General features: G+C 62.6%; 21 protein-coding genes and 4 pseudogenes. 12 read left to right on the top strand and 13 right to left on the bottom strand.

The genetic code is table 11. The features are described from left to right. Window positions 1–3: 3 nt before the first annotated feature. Genes HN018_RS27520 through HN018_RS27510 form a run of 3 tightly spaced genes read right to left on the bottom strand, consistent with a single transcriptional unit; the run spans window position 4 to window position 2,179 of the window. Window positions 4–882: a site-specific integrase gene (locus HN018_RS27520; RefSeq protein ID WP_171836848.1), complete on the bottom strand. Its 879-nt coding sequence runs from the start codon at window positions 880–882 to the stop codon at window positions 4–6. Then, window positions 882–1,724: a DnaB-like helicase C-terminal domain-containing protein gene (locus HN018_RS27515; protein WP_172443615.1), complete on the bottom strand. Its 843-nt coding sequence runs from the start codon at window positions 1,722–1,724 to the stop codon at window positions 882–884. The genes HN018_RS27520 and HN018_RS27515 overlap by 1 nt, the downstream gene beginning before the upstream one ends. Further along, window positions 1,724–2,179, bottom strand: a complete 456-nt coding sequence (locus HN018_RS27510; protein ID WP_171835752.1) for a hypothetical protein — start codon at window positions 2,177–2,179, stop codon at window positions 1,724–1,726. Before HN018_RS27510 ends, HN018_RS27515 begins: the two co-directional genes overlap by 1 nt. Window positions 2,180–2,643: 464 nt before the next feature. Here HN018_RS27510 and HN018_RS27505 point away from each other — a divergent pair, with 464 nt between their 5' ends. Both HN018_RS27505 and HN018_RS27500 read left to right on the top strand, forming a co-directional pair. Further along, complete coding sequence (locus tag HN018_RS27505; RefSeq protein WP_239479480.1) at window positions 2,644–3,705, top strand: site-specific integrase; 1,062 nt, start codon at window positions 2,644–2,646, stop codon at window positions 3,703–3,705. A gap of 2,065 nt (window positions 3,706–5,770) precedes the next feature. Next, entirely contained in the window at window positions 5,771–6,454 is a 684-nt protein-coding gene (locus HN018_RS27500) for a ParA family protein (protein ID WP_171837940.1), read from the top strand. 773 nt (window positions 6,455–7,227) lie between these two features. Here the strand turns inward: HN018_RS27500 and HN018_RS27495 are convergent. From HN018_RS27495 to HN018_RS27465, 7 genes and pseudogenes are all read right to left on the bottom strand, one after another. Continuing rightward, window positions 7,228–7,800, bottom strand: a complete 573-nt coding sequence (locus HN018_RS27495) for a pentapeptide repeat-containing protein (protein WP_171837941.1) — start codon at window positions 7,798–7,800, stop codon at window positions 7,228–7,230. An 80-nt stretch (window positions 7,801–7,880) separates the two neighbouring features. Beyond that, entirely contained in the window at window positions 7,881–8,648 is a 768-nt protein-coding gene (istB, locus tag HN018_RS27490) for an IS21-like element helper ATPase IstB (protein ID WP_171837390.1), read from the bottom strand. A gap of 11 nt (window positions 8,649–8,659) precedes the next feature. Next, window positions 8,660–10,171 carry an IS21 family transposase gene (istA, locus tag HN018_RS27485; RefSeq protein WP_408886729.1) on the bottom strand — a complete coding sequence of 504 codons (1,512 nt, stop codon included), beginning with the start codon at window positions 10,169–10,171 and terminating at the stop codon, window positions 8,660–8,662. Between the two features lie 209 nt (window positions 10,172–10,380). Then, window positions 10,381–10,860, bottom strand: a complete 480-nt coding sequence (locus tag HN018_RS27480; protein ID WP_171837665.1) for a hypothetical protein — start codon at window positions 10,858–10,860, stop codon at window positions 10,381–10,383. Window positions 10,861–11,163: 303 nt separating this feature from the next. Next, window positions 11,164–12,120, bottom strand: a complete 957-nt coding sequence (locus tag HN018_RS27475) for a replication protein RepA (protein WP_171837666.1) — start codon at window positions 12,118–12,120, stop codon at window positions 11,164–11,166. A gap of 933 nt (window positions 12,121–13,053) precedes the next feature. Next, window positions 13,054–13,585: pseudogene (locus tag HN018_RS27470) on the bottom strand (NAD(P)H-dependent oxidoreductase); the annotation flags it as partial. Between the two features lie 35 nt (window positions 13,586–13,620). Next, window positions 13,621–13,996, bottom strand: a pseudogene (locus HN018_RS27465) (ArsB/NhaD family transporter); the annotation flags it as partial. A gap of 183 nt (window positions 13,997–14,179) precedes the next feature. Between HN018_RS27465 and HN018_RS27455 the strand changes: the two are divergent. Both HN018_RS27455 and HN018_RS27450 read left to right on the top strand, forming a co-directional pair. Beyond that, a complete protein-coding gene (locus HN018_RS27455; RefSeq protein WP_171837667.1) occupies window positions 14,180–14,362 on the top strand; it encodes a hypothetical protein in 183 nt (60 codons plus the stop codon). Beyond that, window positions 14,359–14,517 (top strand): ParA family protein, encoded by a 159-nt coding sequence (locus HN018_RS27450; RefSeq protein WP_171837668.1) that lies wholly within the window; start codon window positions 14,359–14,361, stop codon window positions 14,515–14,517. The genes HN018_RS27455 and HN018_RS27450 overlap by 4 nt, the downstream gene beginning before the upstream one ends. Here HN018_RS27450 and HN018_RS27445 read toward each other — a convergent pair. Beyond that, window positions 14,479–15,281 (bottom strand): IS5 family transposase gene (locus HN018_RS27445; RefSeq protein ID WP_172443614.1). Its coding sequence is split into 2 segments (ribosomal slippage): window positions 14,479–14,945 and window positions 14,945–15,281, totalling 804 coding nucleotides; the frame shifts between segments, so codons are not numbered across the junction. The genes HN018_RS27450 and HN018_RS27445 overlap by 39 nt on opposite strands. A gap of 111 nt (window positions 15,282–15,392) precedes the next feature. Between HN018_RS27445 and HN018_RS27440 the strand changes: the two genes are divergently transcribed. The 3 genes from HN018_RS27440 to HN018_RS27430 are packed head-to-tail and all read left to right on the top strand — an operon-like array spanning window position 15,393 to window position 17,321. Next, a complete protein-coding gene (locus HN018_RS27440; protein WP_171837981.1) occupies window positions 15,393–15,971 on the top strand; it encodes a ParA family protein in 579 nt (192 codons plus the stop codon). Then, window positions 15,964–17,028, top strand: coding sequence for a ParB/RepB/Spo0J family partition protein (locus tag HN018_RS27435; RefSeq protein ID WP_172443613.1), 1,065 nt, complete (start codon window positions 15,964–15,966; stop codon window positions 17,026–17,028). The genes HN018_RS27440 and HN018_RS27435 overlap by 8 nt, the downstream gene beginning before the upstream one ends. 17 nt (window positions 17,029–17,045) lie before the next feature. After that, window positions 17,046–17,321, top strand: a complete 276-nt coding sequence (locus tag HN018_RS27430) for a hypothetical protein (RefSeq protein ID WP_172443612.1) — start codon at window positions 17,046–17,048, stop codon at window positions 17,319–17,321. Window positions 17,322–17,595: 274 nt separating this feature from the next. Here HN018_RS27430 and istB (HN018_RS27425) read toward each other — a convergent pair whose 3' ends face one another. Then, the gene (gene istB / locus HN018_RS27425) at window positions 17,596–18,375 is read right to left on the bottom strand and encodes an IS21-like element helper ATPase IstB (protein WP_171837288.1); all 780 of its coding nucleotides are present in this window, start codon (window positions 18,373–18,375) and stop codon (window positions 17,596–17,598) included. Then, window positions 18,365–19,888, bottom strand: coding sequence for an IS21 family transposase (gene istA, locus HN018_RS27420; protein WP_171837289.1), 1,524 nt, complete (start codon window positions 19,886–19,888; stop codon window positions 18,365–18,367). The genes istB (HN018_RS27425) and istA (HN018_RS27420) overlap by 11 nt, the downstream gene beginning before the upstream one ends. Window positions 19,889–19,969: 81 nt before the next feature. On the opposite strand from istA (HN018_RS27420), the pseudogene HN018_RS27415 reads away from it, so the two are divergent. From HN018_RS27415 to HN018_RS27395, 5 genes and pseudogenes are all read left to right on the top strand, one after another. Then, window positions 19,970–20,911, top strand: a pseudogene (locus tag HN018_RS27415) (IS256 family transposase); the annotation flags it as partial. A 90-nt stretch (window positions 20,912–21,001) separates the two neighbouring features. Then, window positions 21,002–21,334, top strand: coding sequence for a hypothetical protein (locus HN018_RS27410; protein WP_239479492.1), 333 nt, complete (start codon window positions 21,002–21,004; stop codon window positions 21,332–21,334). Between the two features lie 101 nt (window positions 21,335–21,435). Next, a protein-coding gene (locus HN018_RS27405) for an IS630 family transposase (protein ID WP_171837539.1) occupies window positions 21,436–22,505 on the top strand; the annotation gives its coding sequence in 2 pieces (ribosomal slippage) (window positions 21,436–21,925 and window positions 21,925–22,505; 1,071 coding nt in all). 212 nt (window positions 22,506–22,717) lie between these two features. Continuing rightward, a pseudogene (locus HN018_RS27400) lies at window positions 22,718–23,146 on the top strand (DNA cytosine methyltransferase); the annotation flags it as partial. A gap of 146 nt (window positions 23,147–23,292) precedes the next feature. Beyond that, a complete protein-coding gene (locus HN018_RS27395) occupies window positions 23,293–24,906 on the top strand; it encodes an ISL3 family transposase (RefSeq protein WP_456307032.1) in 1,614 nt (537 codons plus the stop codon). Window positions 24,907–25,194 lie beyond the last annotated feature (288 nt).

The raw sequence follows: 25,194 nt of genomic DNA, 5'->3' as shown, positions 1-25,194 counted from the left end.
TCCTCACCGAAGCGGTCGTTGCGACAGGCGTGCAGTTCCTGCGGGCTCTGACCGCTTGGACTTTTTGGCAGGCGCGGACAGCCGGGCCTTCGGATTGGATCGCGGTGTCGGAGTTGCCGGCACAAGCGGTCGTGCCGGTGGCATGGCCTGCGCAGCGGCCTGCGTCTCGATCCGCTGCAGGATCCGACGCACGCCCACGACACCCAGCCGGCGGTCCAGGGTCCCATGCACGGTGACCCCCTGGAAGATCGCGTCATACACGATGCCGGAGCGCTGCAGCCAGCGCTCGAGGGCCACGGCCGGGCAGAGCAGGTCGCCGCGGCGGCGCGGCAGATGCACGGGCTGACCCGGCTCTTCGACCGGGGCATTGGGTAGCCGGACCCGCAAGACGAGCTCGGTGTTCCTGAACTCGAGATCCTCCCGATCCAAACCGGCGATGTCGGCTGGGGCCAGGCCGCCGACGTGGTTCATCAGCAGCACCGCCCGGTCACGCAGGCCGGCCAGATCCTCGCCGCAACAGGCGAGCTGGATGTCGATCGCCTGCTCGGTCGAACCGTCTGCAGCACGCTGGCACCGACGCAGCGCAGCCCGGACGGCGGCGTGGGCGTTGCAGGAGACTCCGCCGGCCTGGTTGCTGTGCAAGGCGATCGCGGCCAGCCGCAGCTTGATGGTGCTGTGGCTTGCGGTCGGCATCAGGCTTTCAATGTAGCTGACGATGTGCTCGGCCGGCACCGGTAGGGACGATCCCAGTCCCATGCTGGTGCGCCAGGTGCAGAAGTCCCGCCAGGCGCCGGCGTAGACCCGTTGCGTCTCCGGAGAGAGCACCGATCTCGCCGATGCCGGGAAAGCGGCAACGGCGGAGCCATCACCCGGGCTGTTCATCAGGCAACGCCTGCTGCTGGCTCGAAGCGCAAACCGACCGGATCGAAGCGCATCGGGATTGCCGGCTCGGCCGGCCTGACGATGAGCAGCCGCCCGGCCTCGCCGGTTCGCTGCAGCACGAGCACACGATCACACACCGAGTGCGGATCCAGCCGCTGCAGATCAGGGCCAGGCGGGGACTGTGTCTCCCCTGGCTGTTGGCGGCGCTGCGAGCCGATGATCAGCACCGGCACATCGAGGGCGCGCGACATCGCGCGCAGATCCTGCTTCGCCAGCTGCAGTGCCGCTTCGAAGCTCGGGGCGCGCCGATCGAGTTTCATCAGCTGGACATAGTCGATGACGACCAGGGCCAATCCGCCGCCATCCGCCACCTCTGCACAGCGTTGTCGCACCGCGTCGACCGCGGGCTCAGGCTGGTCATCGATGCGCAGCGTCAGCGCGGCGAGCCTTTCCACCGTCGCCCGCGCGGCTGGTCGTGACAGCATGGAACTATTCGTCGGCAGGCCGGCCTGCGCCAGCAGGTGCGCGGCCACCTGGTCGGCACGTCGATCATGAGCAAACCAGGCCACCGCTCTGTCCCGGCTTGCGGCGACGGTGGCGATCTGCAGCGCCAGGCTGGTGCGGCCGGTGCCGGGCTGGCCAGTCAGCAGGATCAGCTGACCCTGGGTCCGGTCTCCGGTCGCGGCTGCCAACAGGCTCTCGTCGAACGGTGACCTTGATACCGGCTGTCGGGACGCCTGAACCATGATACCGGCCCGCTCGAGCGCGGGAAGCGTGGACAGGATGGTGGCGATCGGCACCGGACCGCGGGATGGAGGCGGTGGCCCGAGCGGACTTGGCATCAAAGCACGGCGGACGGCAAGCGCGTGCCAGCGTGGCCCGGGTTGTGGATCGCCACAGCCGGCGCAGGGCTCCTGCGACAGGAGCAGGTCGATGTCATCGTCCAGGTCATCCGGCATATCGTCGACATCGCCGTCCTCGTCATCGCCCAGGAGCGGTCATGTGCCGGCCAACATCCCTTGATGATGCCGAGCAGGCCGGGACGGTCCAGCGGATCCCTTTCGCTTTCGACCGCGGCTGCGCAGTCGTCACACAGCGCGATCACCTCCATCGCCGCGTCGACACGCTCCTCAGCGCCGAGGTGCCAGCCCTTACGCCACAGCGTCCAGGCTTTGGCAGCCAGGCACTGGTTATACGGGTTCACCGTCTCCGGCAGCCCGGCACGACAGGCGCGCTGGCCCGCATGTCGGATGGCGTCGGCCTGCTGCCGCGGCAATGGCGGCCGGCTCATCGACATGATTTTCGTCCTGGCGCGCCGCCGTCCGCGCCGCCGAGCCTGTGCGGGAAACCGGTGCAGGTCCTGGCAACCCAAAGCCAATGCGGGCTGGCGATCATTGAGCTCCCTCTCCCGTGCAGCCGGCGCATCGACGCAGCGGCGTGACGACGCGGATCATCCTGCCTTAGTCGTCCGTTCGCAAGCTTAAGGGTGCTTTTCCGGTTTACGTCGCAGGTCACGACCTGTAGGACTAACTTAAGTTACTGATATAGCATGCTATTTTACAGCTTAGGCGCCCATCGACCCTTCAACACCCCAATCTCCCTATGCCCGATAAATGTGCTTGTCGGGCATACGGAACAGAGTAGGATCGGCTAACGAACGCCCGATCTTGGGCCACCGGAGATGCACCCCTGACCCAGCCGATCGACGACGGCGAAACCTGGCTCCTGCAGGCGCCTGACCCCGAGCTTGAGCCGACGATCGTGCTGCGGCCGGCACCGCTGAACCACCAGCCGGCGCTGATCCGCGCCTGGTTCGATGACGCCGCCGACGCCGTGGTGCCACTCCATGACGGCACCCTGGCCACCGCACGCCGCGCCGCCGACGCCTACGCCCGTCAGGCCAAGGCGGAGAACACCCGCCGTGCCTACCGGGCCGGGGTCCGCGCCTGGTGTGACTGGTGCGACCTCCACTATCTCAAGGCGCTGCCGGCGCAACCGGAGGACATCGTCGCCTTCCTGGCGCACGAGCGCGGCCGCGGCCGCTCGGTCACCACCATCCAGCTGCGTAGTGCTGCGATCCGCTACCTGCACCACCTGGCCGGCGTCGCCCTGCCGACCCAGCATGCGCGGGTGACCGAGACCATCGCCGGCATCCGCCGAGCCGCCGGCCTGGCCGGCGAGCACCCGCGCAAGAAAGCAGCCGCGACGCTCGCGGTGCTTACCAGGATCCTGGCGCCGATCGGCGACGACCTGGTCGGGCTGCGCGACCGGGCGCTGCTGCTGATCGGCTTCGCCGGCGCGCTGCGACGCTCCGAGCTGGCCGGCATCCGCGTCGAGCATCTCGAGCCGCGCGCGGGCGGCCTGCAGCTGACCCTGCCACGCTCCAAAGGGGCACGGACCGGCGCCATTGTAACCATCGCTATCCCTGCCGGCACGACGGCCTTCTGCCCGGTGAAGGCGGTGTATCGCTGGATGGAGGCGGCCGGGATCCGCGAGGGGGCGGTCTTCCGGAGAGTGTGGCAGCCGCCGGCCGGCGGGGGACATGACCAGACGTCTGCACGCAGCCAGATCCTGGGCAGCCAGGCAATCGATCCCCGCACGGTTGCCCGGATCATCCAGACGCGATCCGAGGCGGTCGGGTTCGATCGCGGTGTTTTGGGCGGCCACAGCCTCAAGCGGGGAGCCCTCACGGAAGGAATGGAACGCGGGGTGCACCCGACACGACTGAAGCAGCATGGCCGGCACAAGAGCTACGCCGTGCTGGACGAGTATCTCGAGATGGGCGACCCGTTCGAGAGCCATCCCATGCAAGGAGTTTTGTAAGGCTAAAGCATCACCACGTCGCTCTTGGTTCCACCTGAGCGCGTAGGCTGCATTATCAGTACCTTTAGAAGGTAGACTGAACTGTCGAAATGCGGTCAAGCGCCGGATCAGTAAGACAAGGTCACCGCAATCGAGAGACGTCGACGACATAGACATCGATTACGCCTCTAATTTCTTGTGTATACGGTCAATCAGCATCGCGCGCAGCTCGCCAGGAGCACGAGGTCGCAGGCGGCCGTCGGGGTAGGGCGTCAATAATTTGCCTGAGACGTTTCCAAACCAGACTAAAATGTATGCCCTGCGGCCCTCCGCGTGCTGGTCGCGGCCATACAACGCCGCGAGCTGCTCGGTCGTGACGTCCCAAACCTCGGGGTGCCATTGCCCTTTATTTTTACGGGCAGGCCTACGGCACCATGACGGGCGAGCTTCTCGTTGCCTGTCATGCCTTAGACATTGGTAAGGCACCTGAGTTGAGATTGGCTCTTTAGAGCTGCCCGTGCGCATCGACCTACGACGCGGCATAACGGTCAGCCTTCCGTAGGCTTCGACGCAGCAAGACCAATTATCCCCGGTCGGCCAACGGTAGACGGTCAATCTACCGTTTGACGAAGAAGACATCTCCTGCCTCGGGCGGTCAGCAATCAGCGCCCGCCATCGTGTCAAACAGGCTTGGGCCCAGCCAGTATCTCATGTACCAACGGTAGACCTGCCACCCTTGTTGACCCAGTGGTCTACCGTCGGCCTACCAGTCTACTGTTTAGCTACCAGTCTACCGTCAGCCTACCGTCTACGGTTGATCCCGGAGATCGGCTTACCTCCCGGCTAACCAACGGTCGACCATTGGTTTGCAATGCGCCGACACGTATGCACATCGCTCTGGAACAGTAGGCCCCCTCCCCTCAAGCACCGTGGCACATCGAAGCCAGCGCGGACGGCAGGTATATCGTCAGGCGTGCCGCGCACGGTTGGCCGACGGTAGACCATTGGTCGTCGCGTTTCAGCTGCCGGCAGGCAGGAAGCAGGTGGGGGAGGGGCAACCGAGAAAGAAAAGATCTAAGGAAGGCAGATCCCGACCGATAGTCTACCTGTAGTCAACTGCCGACAACATCGACGGGCCAAGCCTGAACCTCAGGACTGATCTTAGCCTGAACGCGATCTGCTATGGCAACGCCGGGAAACACAGCGCTACCTACCGGCGACAGCCAAACAGAAGGCCGATGGTCTACGATTGGCCTACCGGCTATCTACCGTCGGTAGATGCTGGATGATGACCTGGCCCTGGTTAGCTAAAAGCAGTTCGTCATAATGTTCAGCCAAGTCCGCTACCTGACTGTTCGCTGAAGCCATGGCCGACCAGTCATCTCCATAACTGTGCTGAAGCCTCCCAACCGTAGATCAACGGTCTACCCGCACGTTGAAACAGAGACAGACTTCGCATCCGGCAGAACGCATCGACCGTTGCGGCGGGACCTATTCGGCCGCGGATCGAAAGGAACATCTTGCTAAGGGTCACTTGGCGCTCGCTGAATTAAGACCAATGCTGACGGCTTGCCGCGCGGTGCCATCGACCTGCTCCGCGTCGTGCATATCCTCTGCCAGTCCCAACCTGCAGAGGGTACGAAGCGGCCACCAGCCGGCCGGACACCCAGGGCCGGGACTATTGATCTCTCTCCTTCCACGCGAGGTCTCGTTGAGGACGCGGCTACCGCAACATCAATATGAACGGACTGCCCCTGCGCCGCGGGCGAGATGCCCTACGGAACTTTGGAGACATTACGCAGAGGCGTCGTCATCGACACCTTCGGGCATGCCACCCCATGCCACTTGAAGGACAACGCGGATCGATAGTTGAGCTGGACCGCTACGTCGTCGACCCTGCAGCGAAACTAAAACTACGAATGACCTACAGTCGACCGAAAGTCTACCTTCTACTAGAGGTCTACCAGAGATTGACTAAGGGCAGACCATCGTGTTTGTCTGTAAACACCGGTTCTTGCGGCAAAAGTTGTCGCTTACTGCTCGGGTCAATGCTCGGTCTACGTCTCTATCGGAAGAAGGAAGCGACATGCCCACCATTGTCTTCGCATCGCCAAAAGGAGGTGCTGGCAAATCAACGTCAGCTGTTTTGTTAGGGACCGAGCTCGCAGCGAGCGGCGCCGCAGTCACAATTATCGACGCCGATCCTAACCGCCCGGTTGCTCGATGGGCCCGGCTGCCAGGCCTTCCGGCCAATCTTCGGGTCCTTGACGATGTCACGGAGAAAACCATCATCCGCGTGATCGACGATGAGGCGTCGCGAGTTGCCTTCGTTATTGTCGATCTAGAAGGCACAGCGTCCCGCATGATCCCATATGCGATGAGCCGAGCCGACTTGGTCATCATCCCGACCAGAGCGTCGACGCTTGATGCAGTTGAAGCCGTAGCCGCCGTGAGGGAGGTGAAGCAACAGGAGGAAGCGTTCCGGCTTAAAATTCCAGCGACAATCCTGTTCACCTGCACCAGCGCCGCGATCAGAACTCGCACACTGCAGAGTATCGAGAAGGACCTAATCCTAAACCAAGTGCCGGTCATGTCCGTGCGACTCAATGAACGCGATGCCTTTCGGGCGATCTTCTCATTCGGCGGAACGCTGCGAACGTTGGATAAAACCTCGGCTCCCAACATTCCGGCCGCCATCGTAAACGCCGAAGCTTTTGCACGCGAAGTCGTGACCATACTCCGAACCGCCAGGGCAGGGGTTGCGGCATGATAGAGCGAACCTCGATTTTCGCGGATCCGTTGAAAGAAGAATTCAACGTCAGCGACTTTGCTCCAAAGCCTCACGACGCCAGGCGGCCAACACCAGCAGAGATTGATCAGGCTGCCGGAACTCGCTTCAAAAGCCGAGAGGCAGCTCCGAGAGAAAGTTCCGACGCAGCGTCTGGCCAACCAGTAGTCGATGCCCCATCGACGCGACGTCAACCTATGGTCTATCGCACTGGTCGGAACGTCGTTTTTAGCGCTAAAACCACCGCCGCGACTGTCGAACGCTTTTACTTCCTTGCCAAACAGAATGGCTGGAAGGCTGGAGAGACGTTCGAATATGCGGTCGCAGCCCTCGAGCGCCAGGTAGACTTGGAGAACTCATGACCATCCGTCGGCAGTGCTGCGCAACGCCGCCGCTTGCACCATCGACGACCTCTGGAACGCCACTTGTGATCCACTCGCAACCTTCAGCCGACGCGAGTGTGAAACTCTTGCACCGCCGCGCGACACGAACCGGAATGATCACAATCTGCTCTAGCTGATATTGAAGCATAGTAAGCGCAATCGACTTCTACACGCCGTCCATCGTCACCCGGACTAGAGGAGATCATGTCCAAGCCCTTCCCTGTGCTTGACCACGGGTTTCTGGGGGTTGTGGACTACACGGGTAACAATACGGCAATCGTCCAGGCAGCACGAGTATCATATGGACGCGGCACCCGGCATCCGGCACAGCCTCGAGGACGGAGGCTTAATGAACTGCTTGACGAGACACCATCAGACAACGCCGTTCGACCAGACGCCGTCCACGATGATGCCTTCGATCGAGGACATGCCATTGCCGGCGTTCACGATGAACGGGCGCGACAGATTGCATGAATGACCTCTGGCCGCCACCAGACAGGAGTCCAGCAGTGGCGGCCGCGACAGATCGCACGAACGATCTCTGGCCGCCCCCAGCCAGGAGTTCAGCAGCGACGGGCGCGACAGATTGCACGAATGACCTCTGGCCGCCCGCAGCCAGAAGCTCAGCAGCGACGGGCGCGACAGATTGCACGAATGACCTCTGGCCGCCACCAGACAGGAGTCCAGCAGTGACGGCCGCGACAGATCGCACGAACGATCTCTGGCCGCCATCAGCCAGGACTTCAGCAGTGACGGCCGCGACAGATCGCACGAACGATCTCTGGCTGCCATCAGCCAGGACTTCAGCAGTGACGGCCGCGACAGATCGCACGAACGATCTCTGGCCGCCACCAGACAGGAGTCCAGCAGTGGCGTGCGTATTCCGTTGATGCTGATCAGCCATTCCAGCTGATCGTGATCACCGTTCATGGTGATCCGGATCACGGTGTTCACCCTGCCTGGGGAGGGCATGGCGGACAGCATGACGTGGTGCCGGTGAGCTACCACTGACGGTTGAACAGGTCTCACTTCTCCTTGGCGCTCGTCAAGCCTTCTGCCGTGTTCAGGACCTGGCGCTTGCGCAGACTTTCGCCTTTCAGCTCGATGCGATGGGACCGGTGAATGATGCGGTCGAGAATTGCATCGCCCAGAGTGGGATCGCCAATGATCTCGTGCCAGCGGCTCGTTGGGACCTGGCTGGTGATCAGCAACGAGCCTTTCCCATCGCGGTCATCGACGATCTCCATCAGGTCGCGACGCTGTTCAGCCGACAGCGGCTCCGGGCCCCAATCGTCGATGATGAGCAGGCGTGTGCGCTCGATTGTCCGCATCAGGCGCGGCAGGCGCCCTTCGCCACGCGCCGTGGCGATGTCGGCAAACAGCCGCGGCGCACGGCGGTAGAGCACAGCGTAACCTTCCCGGCAGGCTTTGTGTCCCAGCGCACAGGCCAGCCAGGATTTACCCACGCCGGTCGGGCCGACGATCAGCAGATGCTGGCTGTCGCGGATCCAACCGCAGGCCGCCAGGCTCTGGAACAGGCCACGATCGAGCCCGCGGGGCGTGCGCAGATCAGTGTCCTCGACCACCGCATTCTGGCGCAACCGGGCATGGCTGAGCCGCCGGCCGAGCCGCTTGTTGTCTCGCGCGGTCACCTCGCGATCGACCAGCAGGCCGAGCCAGTCTTCGCGCGACAGATCATCGGCCGCACTTTGGCGGCTCATTTCGATGAATGCGTCGGCCATCGCGGCCAGGCCAAGATCGCGCAGACGGTCCACCATGGGATGGATCAGCATTGTCTTTCCTTTCAATGATAGTAGCCAGGACCGCGAATGTTCTCGTGCATCAGGCTGGGCTGGTCAGTGATGGCGGACTTTTTCTCCTGGGCATTCTTCAGGATCGCGGCGACAGAGCCGTAGGAGCGGGTGCCGAGTGCCAGGGCCTTGGCACAGGCAGCGTCCACCCGTTCCGGGCCGTAACGGCCACGCAGGCCGAGGATACCGATGCAGGAGCGCAAACCCTGTTCGGGATGTGGCCGCGAGCGCAGCACGATCTCGATCAGAGCCGCGGTATCGTCGCCGGTTGCCATCGCCTCGCGTGTGATCCGCTCATGGGTCCAGTCGCGGTAGCGCCGGTGCGTGCTCGGCATGTGGTCGCTCACCGTGCTTGGCTGATGCTGGCGCACGCTGCGAAGATGCGTGGCCACGAGGCTGCCGCGGTGGAAAATCTCCACCGTCCTGGTTGTGATGCGTGCCTCCACAGGCTGACGGACCAGCCGGAACGGCACCGAATAGAAATGCCGGGCGATCTCGATGTGATAATCGAGATTAACCCGGCAGTACCGCCAGTCCGCATACTCGTAAGGCACTTCTGGCAACGCCAGCAGGGCCGGACGATCGAGCTGTTCATACAGGGCACGGCGCGTCGTGCCCCAGCCGCGCATCGGCCGGTCGTTGATCTGCTCGACCAGCTCACGGATCGCCAAGTTGAGATCGGCCAGCGAGAAGAACTGCCGGTTACGGAGCTGGGCCAGAACCCAGCGCTGGACCACCTGCACGCCGACTTCGACCTTGGCCTTGTCGCGCGGCTTGTAGGGCCGGGCCGGAATGACCGCACTGCGATAATGCGCCGCCATCTCGGCGTAGGTGCGATTGATCGTCGGCTCAAAGAAACAGGCCCTGGTGACGCCGGCCTTGAGATTGTCGCTGACGATCTGGTGCGGCACGCCGCCAAAGAAGGCCAGAGCGTTGACATGAGCCGAAATCCAGTCCGGCAGCGTCTGGCTCCAGGTCGCCTCCACGTAGACAAAACTCGACGCCCCCAGCACAGCCACGAAGATTTCGGCCTGATGCTTCTCCCCGCTTGCCCCGTCGATGACGGACATGCTCTGACCGGCGAAGTCGACGAACAGCTTTTCGCCGGCCGTGTGCACCTGGCGCAGCGTCGGTTTCAACCGTCCGGCCCACGCGCGATAGAGATCACAAAACCACGAGTAGCCAAACGCGTGAGCCGATCCTGCGCGGTATTCTTCCCATAACAGGGCCAGCGTCATGTTTGGCCGGCGCAAATCGCGGTGAACCGCCGCCCAGTCTGGCACCGGCCGCTGATCCAGCGGCACATCCGGCAGTGGCGGAAACAGCAGCGCCTCAAGCTGCGTGTCGTCCATGTCATCCGGTAATGGCCAATCCAGGCCAGCACGATGGGCCCGGCCCAGGTAATCACTGATCGTTCCCTGGCCCAGCCGCAGGCTCAGTCCGATCGTTCGCTGCGGCAGCCGCTGTTCCAACCGCAGCCGCAGAAGCTCGCGTATCTTGCGCATCGACACTCTCTCGCCTGGCATCCCGACCCCTTGCTCCCCGGCAACAGGTCGACACTACCCTCGGTTGAAGACTGTCAGCGGCAGCCGACCGGCATCGTCATCTCCAGCATGATCAGGATCACCGGAACCGATGATCGCCATCAAACGGAATGCATGATCGAGATCGAACGGATTCAATGATCACCATCAAACGGAATCAGTGATCAGGATCAGCCGGAACACGCAAGTGGCGGCCGCGACAGATCGCACGAACGATCTCTGGCCGCCCCCAGCCAGGAGTTCAGCAGCGACGGGCGCGACAGATTGCACGAATGACCTCTGGCCGCCCGCAGCCAGAAGCTCAGCAGTGACGGGCGCGACAGACTGCACGACCGACCTCTGGCCGCTGCCAGCCAGAAGCTCAGCAGTGACGGACGCGACAGATTGCACGAATGACCTCTGGCCGCCGCCGGCCAGAAGTCCAGCAGTGACGGGCGCGACAGATCGCCCGAACGATCTTTGGCCGCCACCAGCCAGGACTTCAGCAGTGACGGCCGCGACAGATTGCACGAATGACCTTTGGCTGCCGCCAAACCGATGTCCAGCAGTGACGGGCGCGACAGATCGCCCGAACGATCTCTGGCCGCCACCAGACAGGAGTTCAGCAGCGACAGGCGCGACAGATTGCACGACTGACCTCTGGCCGCCACCAGACAGGAGTTCAGCAGCGACGGGCGCGACAGATTGCACGACTGACCTCTAGCCGCCGCCAGCCAGAAGCTTAGCAGTGACGGGCGCGACAGATTGTATGGTTTGTTGAAAGTTTTCGGCGGCCCTGCTCGTTAGAAGGCGCCTCGGGCTAAACGGGAATTACCTCGTCTGTCACCGGTCAGTTGCTTTGGAGCAAACACGACAAATCACATCACCTCCGCGCTCAGGATCGTCTGGCCACCGCCTATGAACGCGGAAGACGCTATAGAACGCACGAAACGGTCGTCGCTCGGTTGGCAGAATTAGCCAGCCGGCAGGGCGACAAGCGTCTTCCTCACCGGCGGAGGCGAAGGCAGAAGGACCAAAGCCCCTGCTACTTCCTCAACCCTTGCCGTAGGATAGACGGCCTGAACGTCCCGCAGGCTTTCCATCATTCGGCGACGAAAATCACGCCCCCGGTCATACTCTTGCCCAAACTGCTGCTGGAGAGCCTGCCAGGACACCCGCTCCCCGGTCACGCGACTAACTCGATGCAGACGGTGTGAGAGCCAGGTGTAGAGGTCGAGAGCGAGCGGTGATTTTTGAAGCGCAACGATTGCCCTTGGATCTAGCGGAACAGCGTGATCAATAAGACTTTCGTAGAAGGTAGGCGATAGCACCACAGCTCCAGGTGAAAGTCTGCCATCCGCCTCTCCGCCCTCGTCGGTCCAGGCACGGAAGCGTTCAATTGGCTTCGAGTCGATCGTCTCCGCCCCAAAGCCGAGCGTGATGCGGCACGCAGAAAGAGCAGAAAGCTGCTGACGGAAGGAAGCGTAGCTGCGACCATTGGTGTCGATACCAAGCGTCTTCATGAAGTCGTAAAGACTGCGTCCAACATCGACGCTCCGTGATCGTGTTCGCACTGCTTCGCTGATGATGTGTACAAGGGCAAGCCTTGGTTTCGATCCGTATGGAAGCGCTTCTTCAATCCACGTCGCAGATCGAGCATCCCAAAGTTTGCCGGCCTCTACCAAAATCGACGCGCTCCCACTGGTACGCTCGAAGGTGCGCTCGGCTACGCGAGCGCGCGGTAAACCGACCTGACAGAGGATGGCGTGCTGGAAAGCCACCAGCTCTGGGCGCGTCGTCGCGATTTCGCCCGCTGCGTTGATAACTTTCCGCCGCTGAACTGTTAGGCCTGGAAACGTGCCCTGACCCTCTAGGTCAGTTGACAGGGACTTAGCCTCGTTAACGCGACGCTGTGTTGGCAGCTTGCTCATGCGGCCACCCCATCCTGAGAACCGTTCGATCGTAGTTCGACGCCTCGCCGCGTGAACATAACCCCGGACTGCTCAAAGAACGTCCGCAGGGCCGCTCGCAGCACCGGCCGAATCTCACCACCATGCTCAAAGCGGGTGATGCTTGCGCGACTGACCATTGATACCTCGGCCGCCCTATCAATTGAGACCGACAGCGCGGCACGAGCCATTCGGCATTGCACAGGCGTTAGTGAATCGGTGTCTATCGGATCCATGCTTATGATCATATTCGCCGCTTTATGCATCCAGCAACCCAAATCGTTGGGACCAATCAACAAAATCGGTCGTACTTACGGAAAGCAGCGGAAAAGTACTGGATCACCTAACCGAAACATCCATCTCTCAAGAAGAGAGATCACTTGGTTGTGGATAAGTAAAGTTATCCTCGTGCGAAGTGTCGCGCGGTGATCGTGCAAAGTGTCGCGCGATGTTCATGCAATCTGTCGCGGCATCCTCGTGCAATCTGTCGCGCATACTTATTACCTATATGTACCTCTAAAACCGATAGCTATTCTTATAGCTAAAACCCAAGCCTGTGGATATGTGGACAGTCGCTACGCGACCGCAGCAGCCATGTGGACAGTGCGCGCCAAGAGCACGCACCGGCCTTCGGCCTCTGCCCACATGGTTGCTGCTCTGTCCACATCCCCACAGGCTCACCAACAAAAAGAGAAGAGGTGTTAGATAATGATAATTGGTACGTTCAGGGCAGCCACGGTCCACCGAAGAACGTGGCAACAGTCATAATCGTAATGGTGCAACGCCAGCCCGATTAATCGAGCTACCTGTTCACCAGTTCGTCTGGATCAAGTCTGCTCCGCTCGACAAGCAGCTTGGCCTACTTCTCTGTCGAGGTGAGGCAATTCTTTACGGCCGACCATCTAGGCTCCTTCGTGCCCGAGGCACGCTGGACTGGTTTGGGATGGTGAACATCCGCATCCAGCGCCCGAGCAGGCGCAGGGTATTCACGGCGTTTAAGAACTGCGAGCCGCCCGACACCTGCATCACCGCCAGGGTGCGGCCTTGCGTCGGCAGGGTGGAGCCGATCTCCAGAGGGATTCAGTCGATCCGGTTCTTGAGCACACTGGTAACAGCACCATGTCGCTCCGGGCTGCACCACACCTGTCCTTCGGACCAAAGCGACAGCTCGCGGAGTTCGACGACCTTCGGATGGTCTGCCGGCACGCTGTCCGTCATCGACAGGTCGCTCAGATTGAGCACGGGTCTCGGCGCCGAGATGACGCAGAATTCGCTCCGCCTCCAGCGTCAGCAGACGGCTGTAGGAGCACGGCCGAAGGGAACCGTAAAGGAGCAGGATCCGGGGAGGGTGGGTTGCCCGGACCGCCGGCTCCAGTCGGTCCGGATCTGTCGGCGCCAGCAGATCCGCCTGCGACGCGGGAAGGTCGGTGGCTGCATCGGTTGCCATGACGGTCTCCTTGATGCGGATGTCTCGTCGCGTAATCAGCCAGCCGAGACGATCGGCATCCAGAATGCCAGTGCCAGCAGCGCCACGAGCAGCACCGGCGGTGTGATGACGAGCCCGACCCGCATTCACTGGCCCCAGGTGATCCGGACGCCCTTGTCGCCGAGCACGTGCAGCCAAAGCAGCGTTGCCAGACTGCCGATCGGAGTGAAATTCGGCCCGAGATCGCAGCCGATGACGTGGGCGTAGGCCATAAGTTCGCGTGTCGCGGCGGGACGTGCATGCGCCTGGTCGATGGGACAGCGCGCCGGCCAGGACGCTTGGCATGTTGTTCATGACCGATGACAGGATCGCCGTGCCGAAACCGGTGCCGACGGCGGCGATCACCGCGAGCCAAGCGGCGGCACCTTCCAATGTTGAAATAACACGTTACTTTAAACAAAATGGCGTTTCATACTCTTGCTAGACTATGTTGTTTCGGAAGGAGTGTCGTGTGACAAGGGATCGTTTCCTTAGGAGAGCCATCCGATGCCGAGGCAGTCAGCACATGACACGGTGCCCCCGACCGAGGACAGGACGTCACCTGTGGAGCGCACAGTGACCGTCTCGTTCCCTGTTTCCGAAAGCCTGCATTACGCCCTGAAAATTCGGGCAGCCCAGGAGCGGACGACAGTGCGCGGCATGATGATGAAGGGCTTGAAGTTGGTCGGGCTGGACGTACCGGAGGCCGATTTACTTGACCGCAGGCCAGGCCGATCGGGCCGAAAGGATCGGACGTGAAGACCCTCGTTGTATTCAACGAGAAAGGCGGCGTCGGCAAAACGACCCTTTCCCTTCATGGCGCGTGGTTCTTTGCAGAACGCTATCGGACCCTTGTTCTCGACTTAGAGCGCCTTTCAAAACCTCTTCTGCAGCGTGTTGAAGCAGATCAATGAGCAGGCGAGAGCGGTGAACGCGTGGTGGATATCGCTTCTGCGCTCGTAGCGCGTGACGAGCCGGCGGTAGCGGTTGATCCACGCGAAGGTCCGCTCGATGACCCACCTGTGTCGGCCCAGCTTCTGGCTGGTCTCGACGCCGCGCCGGGCGATGCGGGGTGAGATCCCACGGCGGCGGCAGGCCTGGCGGCAACGTCGGTGATCGTAGGCCTTGTCGGCGTGCAGCTTGTCCGGCCGGTGTCGTGCCCGGCCCGGCTTGCCGCCGATCGGCAGGATGCTGTCGAGCAGTTCCTCGAACGGCATGCTGTCGTTGGTGTTGGCGCCGGTCAGTATGAAGGCGAGCGGGATGCCGCTCCGGTCCGTGACGAGATGGCGTTTCGTGCCGAGCCTGCCTCGATCGGTCCGGTTTGGCCCTGTCTTGTCGCCCCCCTTTTTGCAGCGAGCGATGCGCTGTCCAGGCAGGCCCGGCTCCAGTCGATCCGGTCGGCCGCCCGCAGCCGACGCAGCAGTTCGCGGTGCAGTGCATCCCACACGCCCGCCTCTTGCCAATCCCGCAAGCGACGCCAGCACGTGATGCCCGAGCCGCACCCCACCTCAAGCGGTAGCATCTCCCACTGGATGCCGGTCCGTAGCACGAACAGGATCCCGGTCAGCGCCGCCCGATCCGGTACCCGCGGCCTACCGCCCCGCGGTCGTGGCGGAGGCACGGGCAGCAACGGCTCGATGATCGACCAGAGGGCGTCGGAGACGAGAGGAGAAGCCATGTCTCCTCATGAATCAGATCGCCGGGCAGTACAAGGTTTTGAAAGGCGCTCTTAGACCAACAGGCGAACCTATCTTTTACGCTTGAGGCCAATGTTTCCGATGTCGATGCGGTGTCCCTGTTCAATGAGCCGACGAAGGTTCCGCGTACGGGGCATTTCACCGTTGCCGGCGCTACGCCGGAGCTGTTCGACGCAGAGCGTGCGGAACAGTCCGCAATCGAGACTTTCCGCGAGAGCATGAAGATCAACGCAGACGACTATGATTTCTGCATCATCGATACGCCGCCGTTGCTGGGTTTGCGGACCTTTGCCGCGCTGCTTTCTGCCGATGCGGTTCTGGCCCCGATCGAGCTGGGTGACTACTCGATTACCGGTGTGCAGCGGCTCTTGCAGGCGATCAAAGGCGTCTCACAGCACTACGGTCGGGACGAGCCTAACTTCCTTGGTTTGCTGGCTTCCAAGTTTGACCGCAGAAGCCCACGCGAGCGAGCGCTATTCGAGGGCTTGGCCGAGGAAATTGGCGGGCTGCTGTTCCCCGGAGTTGTTGGCAAGCGTGACGTTTACGCCAGGACGGCCAGCGAACGCATTCCGGTCTGGCAGATGAAGGGGCCGTCCGCCCGCGACGCCGGCGAGGAAATCCGAGGCGTGTTTGCCAAGGTCGAAAAGATGATGGAGCTGTCCCATGGGTAAAACACCAGCCGTCAAGCCGAGCTTTGGCACGGGCGTTCTGTCGGGCTTGCGCCAAGCGGCTGGCACGACGCAGGGCGGCGAGCCGCTACATTTGCCGCTAGATCAGATTGCGGAAGATCCGGACCAGCCCCGGAGCGTGTTCAGCGAAGTCGAGCTTGAACAGATGGCCGAGACGATCCGGCTTGTCGGGGTGCTGTCGCCTGTCGGTGTTCGTAAACGTGACGGTGGTGGCTACGTCCTCATTTATGGCGCGCGGCGCTTGCGGGGATCGCGGCTGGCCGGCAAGACGACCATTCCTGCGGTACTGGTGCCGAAGGACCAGGCTACGCTTGCTGTCCAGGTGATCGAGAACCAGGCCCGCGCCGGTTTGGCAAACAGCGACTTAGCAGCAGCGGTAAATCGCTTGTTCGCTGACAAGATGACGGTCAAGCAGATCGCAGTCGTGTGCAACATCAAAGAATATCAGGTTGCCGCATTTCGGTCGGTCGAGAAGCTTCCGGCATGTCTCTTGTCGCGCCTGGATACGGCTGACATGCGCGCGCTTTATGACCTGTCGCGTATTTGGGAGAAGCAGCCAGCCGACGTAGAAGCCGCGCTGCCGGACGAAGGCACTTACATCACGATCACCGAGGCCCGGCGCATCATCGAGGGGATCACAGGCAAAGCGGCAACTGGCGGCTTTCGCACTAAGGAGGATCAGGCGGGCGAGGCGCAGGAGCCCGAGGGACCGGTGCTGCCTTTTCCGGCTACCTCTCCGGAGCAGCCGACGCTCAATGGCGAGCCCGCGGTGCGAGGGCGGCGTGAGGATGTGGCGTCGGCATCGCCTGCTCCGTCCACTGCTTCGGCTTCACGTTCACTAAACAAGGGGCCGACAGCGCCAGAGCAGCCGGCACCTTCTACAGGACTGCCGGTGTTCGTGATGGAGCTGACAGATGGACGGCGCGGCGTGCTGATCACGGGGAGGCGCACCGGCACCAAGGGTATGGCGCTGTTGGACGTGGACGGCGAGGAAATCACAGCGGCCTTCGCAGAGCTTCGCACCGTGGACGTTGACTGAAAGTCAGGGAGAGGGTGATGCGACAGGGATCAGCCTTTCCCTTCTCCCTCTTGCCCGATCGGGGATTAGCCTTGGTCGGGCAACGGCGTTTCTACGACCTCGCGCTCTTCTTGATTGAAGCCGTTCGGGCGATGGCGGTTGTGGTGCTGCGGCTACTCCGTCCCTTCGTCATGTCTCCGCTCCTCTTGCTCATGATCGGCGGACTTGGCGCTGCCCTTATGTTTGCCTTGCGCCATGACTGGCGCGATGCCGGCGAGGCGGGGTTGATGCGTTCGTCTGCGCCGTCCTGCTGACGGTCTATTCCACGACGGTATTATGGCTTGATCCGGAGCATTTCGAGGATCGTTCCATCCTGAGCTGGAGGCGTCTGTGACTACAGATCAGGACGAGCTGGCTGAGCTGCGGCAGCGTGTCGATTGCCGAACCGTTCTCGAGCGCGGCGGTTGGGAGATGGATGGCAAGGAGAGCAGTCGAAGGGCGGTTGTTAATTTTCACTGAGAGCTGACCCGGCGTTTTCATTGAGAAGTGACCCGGCCAAGGGTATTTCTGTCGCACTGCTGGTGCGGGTCAAGCCGATGTTTTGGTTCTCCTGGTTTTGGGTTCGGTCGAACTGCTTCTGAACCTGAAGCTGTCGTTCCCGGTTTCCAGGATGTGGCAGTGGTGGGTGAGCCGGTCGAGCAGCGCGGTCGTCATCTTGGTATCGCCGAACACCTGGCCCCACTCGCTAAAGCTCAGGTTGGTGGTAATGACGACGCTGGTCTGCTCGTAGAGCTTGCTGAGCAGGTGAAATAACAGCGCGCCGCCCGACGAACTGAACGGCAGGTAGCCAAGTTCGTCCAGGATGACGAGGTCGAGACGGATCAGATGGTCGGCGAGGTGTCCGGCCTTGTTGGCGGCTTTCTCCTGTTCCAGCGTGTTGACCAGGTCCACGGTGGAAAAGAACCTGACCTTCTTGCGGCTTTGTTCGATGGCCTGGACGCCCAGTGCCGTGGCGAGGTGGCTCTTTCCGGTGCCGGGCCCGCCGATGAGCACGACGTTGTCGGCCCGGTCGGTGAACTCGCCTCGGTGCAGTTGCCTCACCGTGGCCTCGTTGACCTCGCTGGCGGCGAAGTCGAAGCTGGCCAGGTCCTTGTAGGCCGGAAACCGTGCTGCCTTGGTGTGATAGGCGATGGAGCGTACCTCGCGCTCGGCCATCTCGGCCTTAAGCAGCTGCGACATGGTGGGGACGGCCGCCTCGAACGCAGGGCCGCCTTGCTCGGCCAGTTCTCCCACCGCCTGAGCCATGCCGAACATCTTGAGCCCGCGCAGCATGACCACGAGGGCGGCGCTGGCGGGATCATGACGCATGGCGCAGCTCCCGGTCCCGCAGCGCGTCGTAGCGCTCGATATCGGCCTTGGGCTCCTGTCGCAGCACGAGAGCCTGCGGTGCGTTGATGGCGGCAGTTGCGCCATGGCCGTCCGTCAGGCGGTGGAGGATGTTGAGGACATGGGTCTTAGTGGCGACACCGTCCTCGAGAGCCAGTTCCACCGCGCACAACACCGCCTGCTCATCGTGTTGCAGTACCAGGGCAAGGACGTCCACCATCTCCCGATCGCCCCCTGGCCGCCGCAGCAGTGCGGTCTGGAGTGTGCGAAACGCTTCCGGCATTTCGGCAAAGGGCGCGCCATTGCGCAGAGCCCCCGGCTTGCGCTGGATCACCGCCAGGTAATGCCGCCAGTCGTAGACGGTGCGGCGGGGGACATCGTGCGAGCGTTCGACGATGCGGACGTGCTCGCATAAGACCTGCCCCTCGGCTACCACGATCAGGCGATCGGGATAGACCCGCAGGCTGACCGGCCGGTTGGCAAACGAGGCGGGCACGCTGTAGCGGTTGGCCTCGAAATGCAGCAGGCAGGTCGGCGACACCCGTTTGGGGTGCTCGACAAAGCCATCGAACGCCCGGCCCACCGGCATCAGGCTCGCCCGCTCCTCGGCGTGAACGTCAGCGACGCTGCCCGGCAGCACCCCGTGCACGAGCTCGCCCCAGCGCTCGATGCAGCGCGTCTCGAGCCACGCGTTGAGTTCTGGCAGGTCGGCAAAGGACGGCACGGCCTGCCAGAGCTGCCGCCGCGCATCCTGTACGTTTTTCTCGACCTGACCTTTCTCCCAGCCCGAGGCTGGGCTGCAGAACGTGGGCTCGAACAGGTAATGGCTGGCCATGGCGGCAAAGCGTGCGTTGACCTGCCGCGCCTTGCCCACCCCGATCCGGTCCACGGCGGTTCGCATGTTGTCGAAGATGCCCCGGCGCGGAACCCCGCCCAGCACCCGGAACGCCTCGGCCAGGGCGTCGAACAGCATCTCGTGCGTCTGTAGCCTGTAGGCCCTGACCACGAAGGCCCGGCTATGCGCGAGCTTGGTGTGCGCGGCCTGCAGCTTGACCCGTTTGCCGGCGATCGTTGCCCAGTCCTCGCTCCAGTCGAACTGGAAAGCATCTCCCGGAGAGAAAACCAGCGGCACGAACACTCCGCGCCCGGTAGTGCGCTGCGCGACCATGCGCTCCGCTCGCCAATGCCGGGCAAAAGCGGCAACCCGTGCGTAGGAGCCGTCATAACCCAGCACGACGAGGTCCGCGTGCAACCGGCGAGCGGTCCGGCGCGACTTGCGCCCTTTGCCTGCCTCCACCGCCAGCCATCCCGACAGCTTGTCTGCGAACGGGTCCAGCCGGCTCGGGCGCTCCGGCACCTTGAACCTGACTTCGACCGCGTCCGAACGCAGGTATTTGCGGATCGTGTTCCGCGACAACCCCGTCCGCCTCTCAATGTCTCGGATCGAAATCTGATCCCTGTGACGCCAACGGCGGATCACACTCAACAACTCCATGTCGATCACTCCAATAACCCCAACCATTCGGCAAGGGATGTGAACAGACACGGGTCAAATCTCAGCGAAAACTCAGGCCCTACCCGGGGCAGATCTCAATGCAAATCAACACTCTACCTGCGCGGCGTCTCGATGGGCGATTTCCAGGAGGCACTTGGCGCGCTGTTGGGTCGCGACGCGCCGAACCTGTCGCCGTCGGTGATCGCCCGGCTGCGCGACGAATGGCAGGCCGATTACACGCGCTGGCAACGGCGCGACCTGTCGGCCCGGCGCTCCGTCTACATCTGGGCAAACGGCGTCTATCTGCAGGCGCGGATGGAGCCGCAGGCGGAATGCATGCTGGTGCTGATAGGCGCCACCCCGGAGGGCCGGAAGGAGCTGGTCGGCTTCCAGGTGGGCATGCGGGAAAGTACCCAGAGCTGGCGCGAGCTGCTGGTCGACCTGAAGGCCCGCGGCTTGACGATCGCACCCGAGCTCGCCACCGGCGACGGCGCCCTGGGCTTCTGGAAGGCGCTTGAGGAGGTCTGCCCGGCGACGCGGCATCAGCGCTGCACGGTGCACAAAACGGCAAATGTGCTGAACAAGATGCCCAAGTCCCTCCAGCCGGCGGTCAAAGCCGATCTGCGTGAGATCTGGACAGCGCCGGATCGTGCCACGGCCGAAGTAGCGATCGCGACATTTGCCGAAAAGTATGTGGTCAAATACGAGAAGGCGGTCACCTGCCTGGTCAAGGATCGTGACCGGCTGCTGACCTTCTACGACTTCCCTGCCGAGCACTGGGACCATTTGCGCACATCAAACCCGATCGAGAGCGTGTTCGCTACTGTCAGGCACCGCACCGTCCGCACCAAGGGTGCGCTGTCGCAGGACACGGCCAGACTCATGGTGTTCAAGCTTGTTACAGCTGCTGCAAAAACATGGCGCCGGCTGAAAGGCGAGAACCAGTCGCCCAAGGTCATCGAGGGCGTCACATTCAAGAACGGCGTCGAGGTCATCAACACGCCAGCACACAACGCCGCCTGATCACCCGCGTCACCCAAATTCCGGCATAGCTCCCGAGGCGGCCTCAACCCGCTGCGCGTCGGCGTCATCGCTGTGGGCAGCATTTATTACTTGCAGGACCAAGGGTTCTTTCGTGACCGGTTCGGTGGCACGCCGGTCTGTCGGGTGCCGTGGATGGTCGAGGCGTTCCTGAACGGAACGCTCGGGGCAGCATGGCGCAATCCCCGGACCGGCCAATGGGAAAGCCGCTTCATCAGCGGCCGGTCGGATCTGGCGGTCGTGCGGTCGCTCCGCGACGGCCGCCGACAGACGATAAGCGTGCGGATGCTGATCCTTCACGACGACGAGGGACTTTGGAAGGTGCCAACCGCCTATCCCGATCTCCCCGACCTCGAACGGTTCTACCGGCGCCGGCAAGCGATGGCGCTGAAGGCTGCTGCATAGATAATACCAACCCTGGATGACCCTGACTCTCCAGGGATTTCCATGTGCCTCAAAGTCTGACTCGATAGCGCGGTGTTGCGATTCGCAGTTAGGGGTAGGGCATGGGCGCGCCGGTTACGATCACGCGGGATGAGCATACGGCGACGGAGCTTCGTGCGGCCTCGGCGAGATGCACTGACGGCGGACAGGTCCGGCGCATCCTGGCGCTGGCATTGGTGCTCGAAGGTCGCGCCCGCAGCGAGGCGGCTGCGCTGAACGGCATGGATCGCCAGACCCTGAGCGATTGGGTGCACCGCTATAACGCCGAGGGCATTGCTGGCCTGAAGTCGCGCAAAAGCCCGGGCCGCGAGCCCTTCCTGACCGAGGCGCAGAAGGCAGAGTTGCGCGCGCTGGTGATCCAGGGCCCTGACCCTGACATCCACAAGGTGGTGCGCTGGCGATGCTCCGACCTACGGGCGGAAGTGGCGCGCCTGTGGTCGGTGGACGTGCATGAGAACACGATCGGCGTCTGGCTGGGCGAACTTGGTTTGACCCGGCTGCAGCCGGGTCCGGTGCATCCGAAGAAGGATGCTGCGGCCGAGGAGGCTTTTAAAAAAACTTCACCAGCCTGGTGCGTGCCAAGCTCGCCGGCACCACGGCCAATACGCCGATAGAAATCTGGTTCCAGGACGAAGCCAGGTTCGGCCAGAAAGGCACCCATGCCTATATCTGGGCGCCGGTCGGCTCAAGGCCATCGATGGTTCGCGATAACCGGCATGACAACGCCTATATTTTTGGGGCCATCTGCCCGGCGCGCGGCGTCGGCGCCGCGATGATTACGCCGACTGCCAATACCGAAATGATGAACCTGCACCTAGCAGAGATCAGCACGCAGGTCGCAAAGGACGCCATCGCTGTCTTAACTTGCGACGGCGCAGGCTGGCACCAGCCAGGCAGGGAGCTGGTGGTGCCGGACAACATCGTCCTGCTGCATTTGCCACCCTACAGCCCCGAGCTGAACCCGATGGAGAATGTCTGGGACTACCTGCGCCAAAATAAACTCTGCGCCCTGGTTTGGGAAAGCTACGCCTCCATCGTGGACGCCTGCAGACGCGCCTGGAACTGGCTAATCGCCGACCCGGCTCGCATCAAATCAATCGGCACGCGTGAATGGGCGTGTGTCAGTCTCTAGCGGGGTTGGTATAAGGCGACCTCAAAAGCAGAACGGAGACGGACAGGAGAAAACCGGCCTCTCATCTGGCGGTCGCCCGCGCAACGGTTGAGTCCTCGCCATGCTCGCCCGGCGAGCCGGCCTGCGCGTGGCTCCGGTCCCGACGCCAGAGCGTCGCCGTTGCACGGCCAACCGCCAGCTGACGGCGGGAAGGGGATCAGGGAGATCCTCACATGCTGCAAACGAACGACGGCACTCATCACGTCATCAACCATGCCCACCTTTTCGCGGGGCTCGGCGGCGGTGCGCGCGGCTTCAACAACGCGAGCGCGCGCGTCAGGAGCCTGACCGCCGAGTTCCGCTGCCTCGGCGGCATCGACGTCGACGCCGCGGCGATCCGCGACTTCGGCCGGCTGGCCGGGGTGCCCGGCACGGTGCTCAACCTGTTCGACCACGATCAATTCCGCGCGTTCCACGGCTGCGAGCCGCCGGCAGACTGGCGCGAGGCGACGGCGGCCGACATCCATCGGGCGTTCGGCCACCAGCACCCGCACATCCTGTTCCTGTCGGCGCCCTGCAAGGGGTTCTCCGGTCTGCTGTCTGAGACCAAGAGCAAGACGGCGAAATATCAGGCGCTCAACCGCCTGACACTGCGCGGTATGCGTATTCCGGTTGATCGTGATCATTCATTCCGGTGGATCCTGATCATGCATTCCGGGCTCATCCGTGCTTTTGGTGCAGCTTCATGGCGCGAGGGCTAGCGAGCTCCATATGAGGGTCAGTGCTTTGAAAGGTTTGATTTTCTGCCTTGTCTCGCTGTCTTTTGCCGCTGATCCCAGTCGGCCTTTCTGTTCTGCAGGTCATACCCGGGCCTGATCTTGTCACCATCATCACCGCGCCGAAGTCGGTCCAGAGTCCATGTCCACTGTGTTGCATCCAGTCTGGACAGATCCACAGCCGCTACAGGCGAACCCTGGCCGACCTTCCGTGGCAAGGACGTACCGTCGTTGTCGAGTTGCACGCGCGGCGGTTTCGCTGTGTGACTACCGATTGCCCACGTCGGATCTTCACTGAACGACTGCCTAATGTCGTGTGCCCCAGCGCCCGCCGGACTGCGCGTCTGGAAAGCATCCAGCGCCATATCGGCTTTGCTTTGGGCGGTGAAGCCGGAGCCCGGCTCGCAGGTCGTCTGGCCATGCCGATCAGCGGCGACACGTTGCTACGCCTGATCAGAGCGACCTATCTGGAGCAGCAGCCTTCACCTCGGGTGGTGGGGATCGATGATTGGGCGTGGCGGCGCGGGAAACGCTATGGAACGATCATCTGCGACCTGGAGCGTAGGCGTGTCATTGATATACTGCCCGAGCGCAGCGCCGAGGTTGTCGCGAGCTGGCTGCATCAACATCCAGGCGTAGAGGTGATCGCCCGTGATCGTGCCGGGGCTTACGCAGAAGGGGCTCGGCAAGGCGCGCCGGCGGCCATACAGGTTGCCGACCGCTGGCACCTGCTACGCAACCTCGGAGACACGCTGCAGGCAGCCGTCGATCGCAATCGTGGCGCGGTGCGTCAGGCAGCGAAGGCCGTCGTGCAAGGGGAAAGTTCGGCGCCGGAAGAGACGATGTTGTCACCGTACAGTACGAGCGCATCGCGGCAGCGAGCAGAACGACAGGGTCAGCGACAGGCACGCTTTAAGGAATTGCGCCGGTTGCATTCGAGTGGCCTATCGGCCGAGGCGATCGCCCCGGCATTGGGGATGAGTGCGATCGTGGTCCGCCGCTGGCTGAAGGCGAGTGGACCGCCCGCGCACAGCAAGCCCAGGCAGCCCCAGCCACTGGACGTGCATATTCCGGTTCTCGAAGACCGTTGGCGCGAAGGATGTCGCAATGCGAGCCGGCTATGGCGGGAACTGCGCCAAGGCGGTTTTACAGGCAGCCGAGGGCCTGTGGCCCGCTGGGTAGCACGGCGTCGCCATGAGGATCCGTCGCCATACGCAGCAGAAGTACGACGTGCAGCAGCCTGGCCTGTGCCTTCGAGCCGACGCTGCGCACGATGGCTCACGACGCCATCCGACAAGCTTAGCGATCAGGAAGGTATCTTCATCAGCCAATTAGCTGGACTGGCTCCGGGCCTTTCCCAGGCGGGAGAACTGGCGACCGGTTTTGCGGCACTCATGCAGAAGAGGTCGAAGGCGGATCCGACAAAGGAGTTCAAGAACTGGTTGGCTGGTGCCAGAGGTACGGAGCTCGATGCTTTCGTCCGCGGTATCGATCGTGATCACGGCGCCGTATTGGCAGCACTCACTGAACCTTGGAGCACCAGTCCGGTTGAGGGACAGATCAATCGATTGAAGGTGCTGAAACGGACCATGTATGGCCGCGCCGGATATGACCTCCTTCGCCGCCGCGTTCTGATTGCCGCATGATAACGACCGTTTCCTCCATGTTTGCCGTCAAGCTGCACCAAAAGCACGGATGAGCCCGGAATCACCGGCCGCTTTGCCTCGGAATCCGCAGCTCAGAGCGCGGTCGACCGCCGGTCAGAAAGCTGAGGTCGCCATCGCCATCTGTGCCCTCAACCAAATGATCCGGATCGCCAGGCCCATCTCCGTTCCCACCGTCTGAAGCGATCACCGGGTAGGGCAAGCTCTTGCCTCCCGCCCGGTCCACGCAACAACGCCGGTCCGCGAGGTTGATCCTTTAGATAAACTGGC

Source organism: Lichenicola cladoniae, from assembly GCF_013201075.1.
Taxonomy (GTDB): domain Bacteria; phylum Pseudomonadota; class Alphaproteobacteria; order Acetobacterales; family Acetobacteraceae; genus Lichenicola; species Lichenicola cladoniae.
The sequence above is the reverse complement of the archived record's forward strand: the minus strand, read 5'-3'. Positions and strand labels throughout refer to the sequence as shown.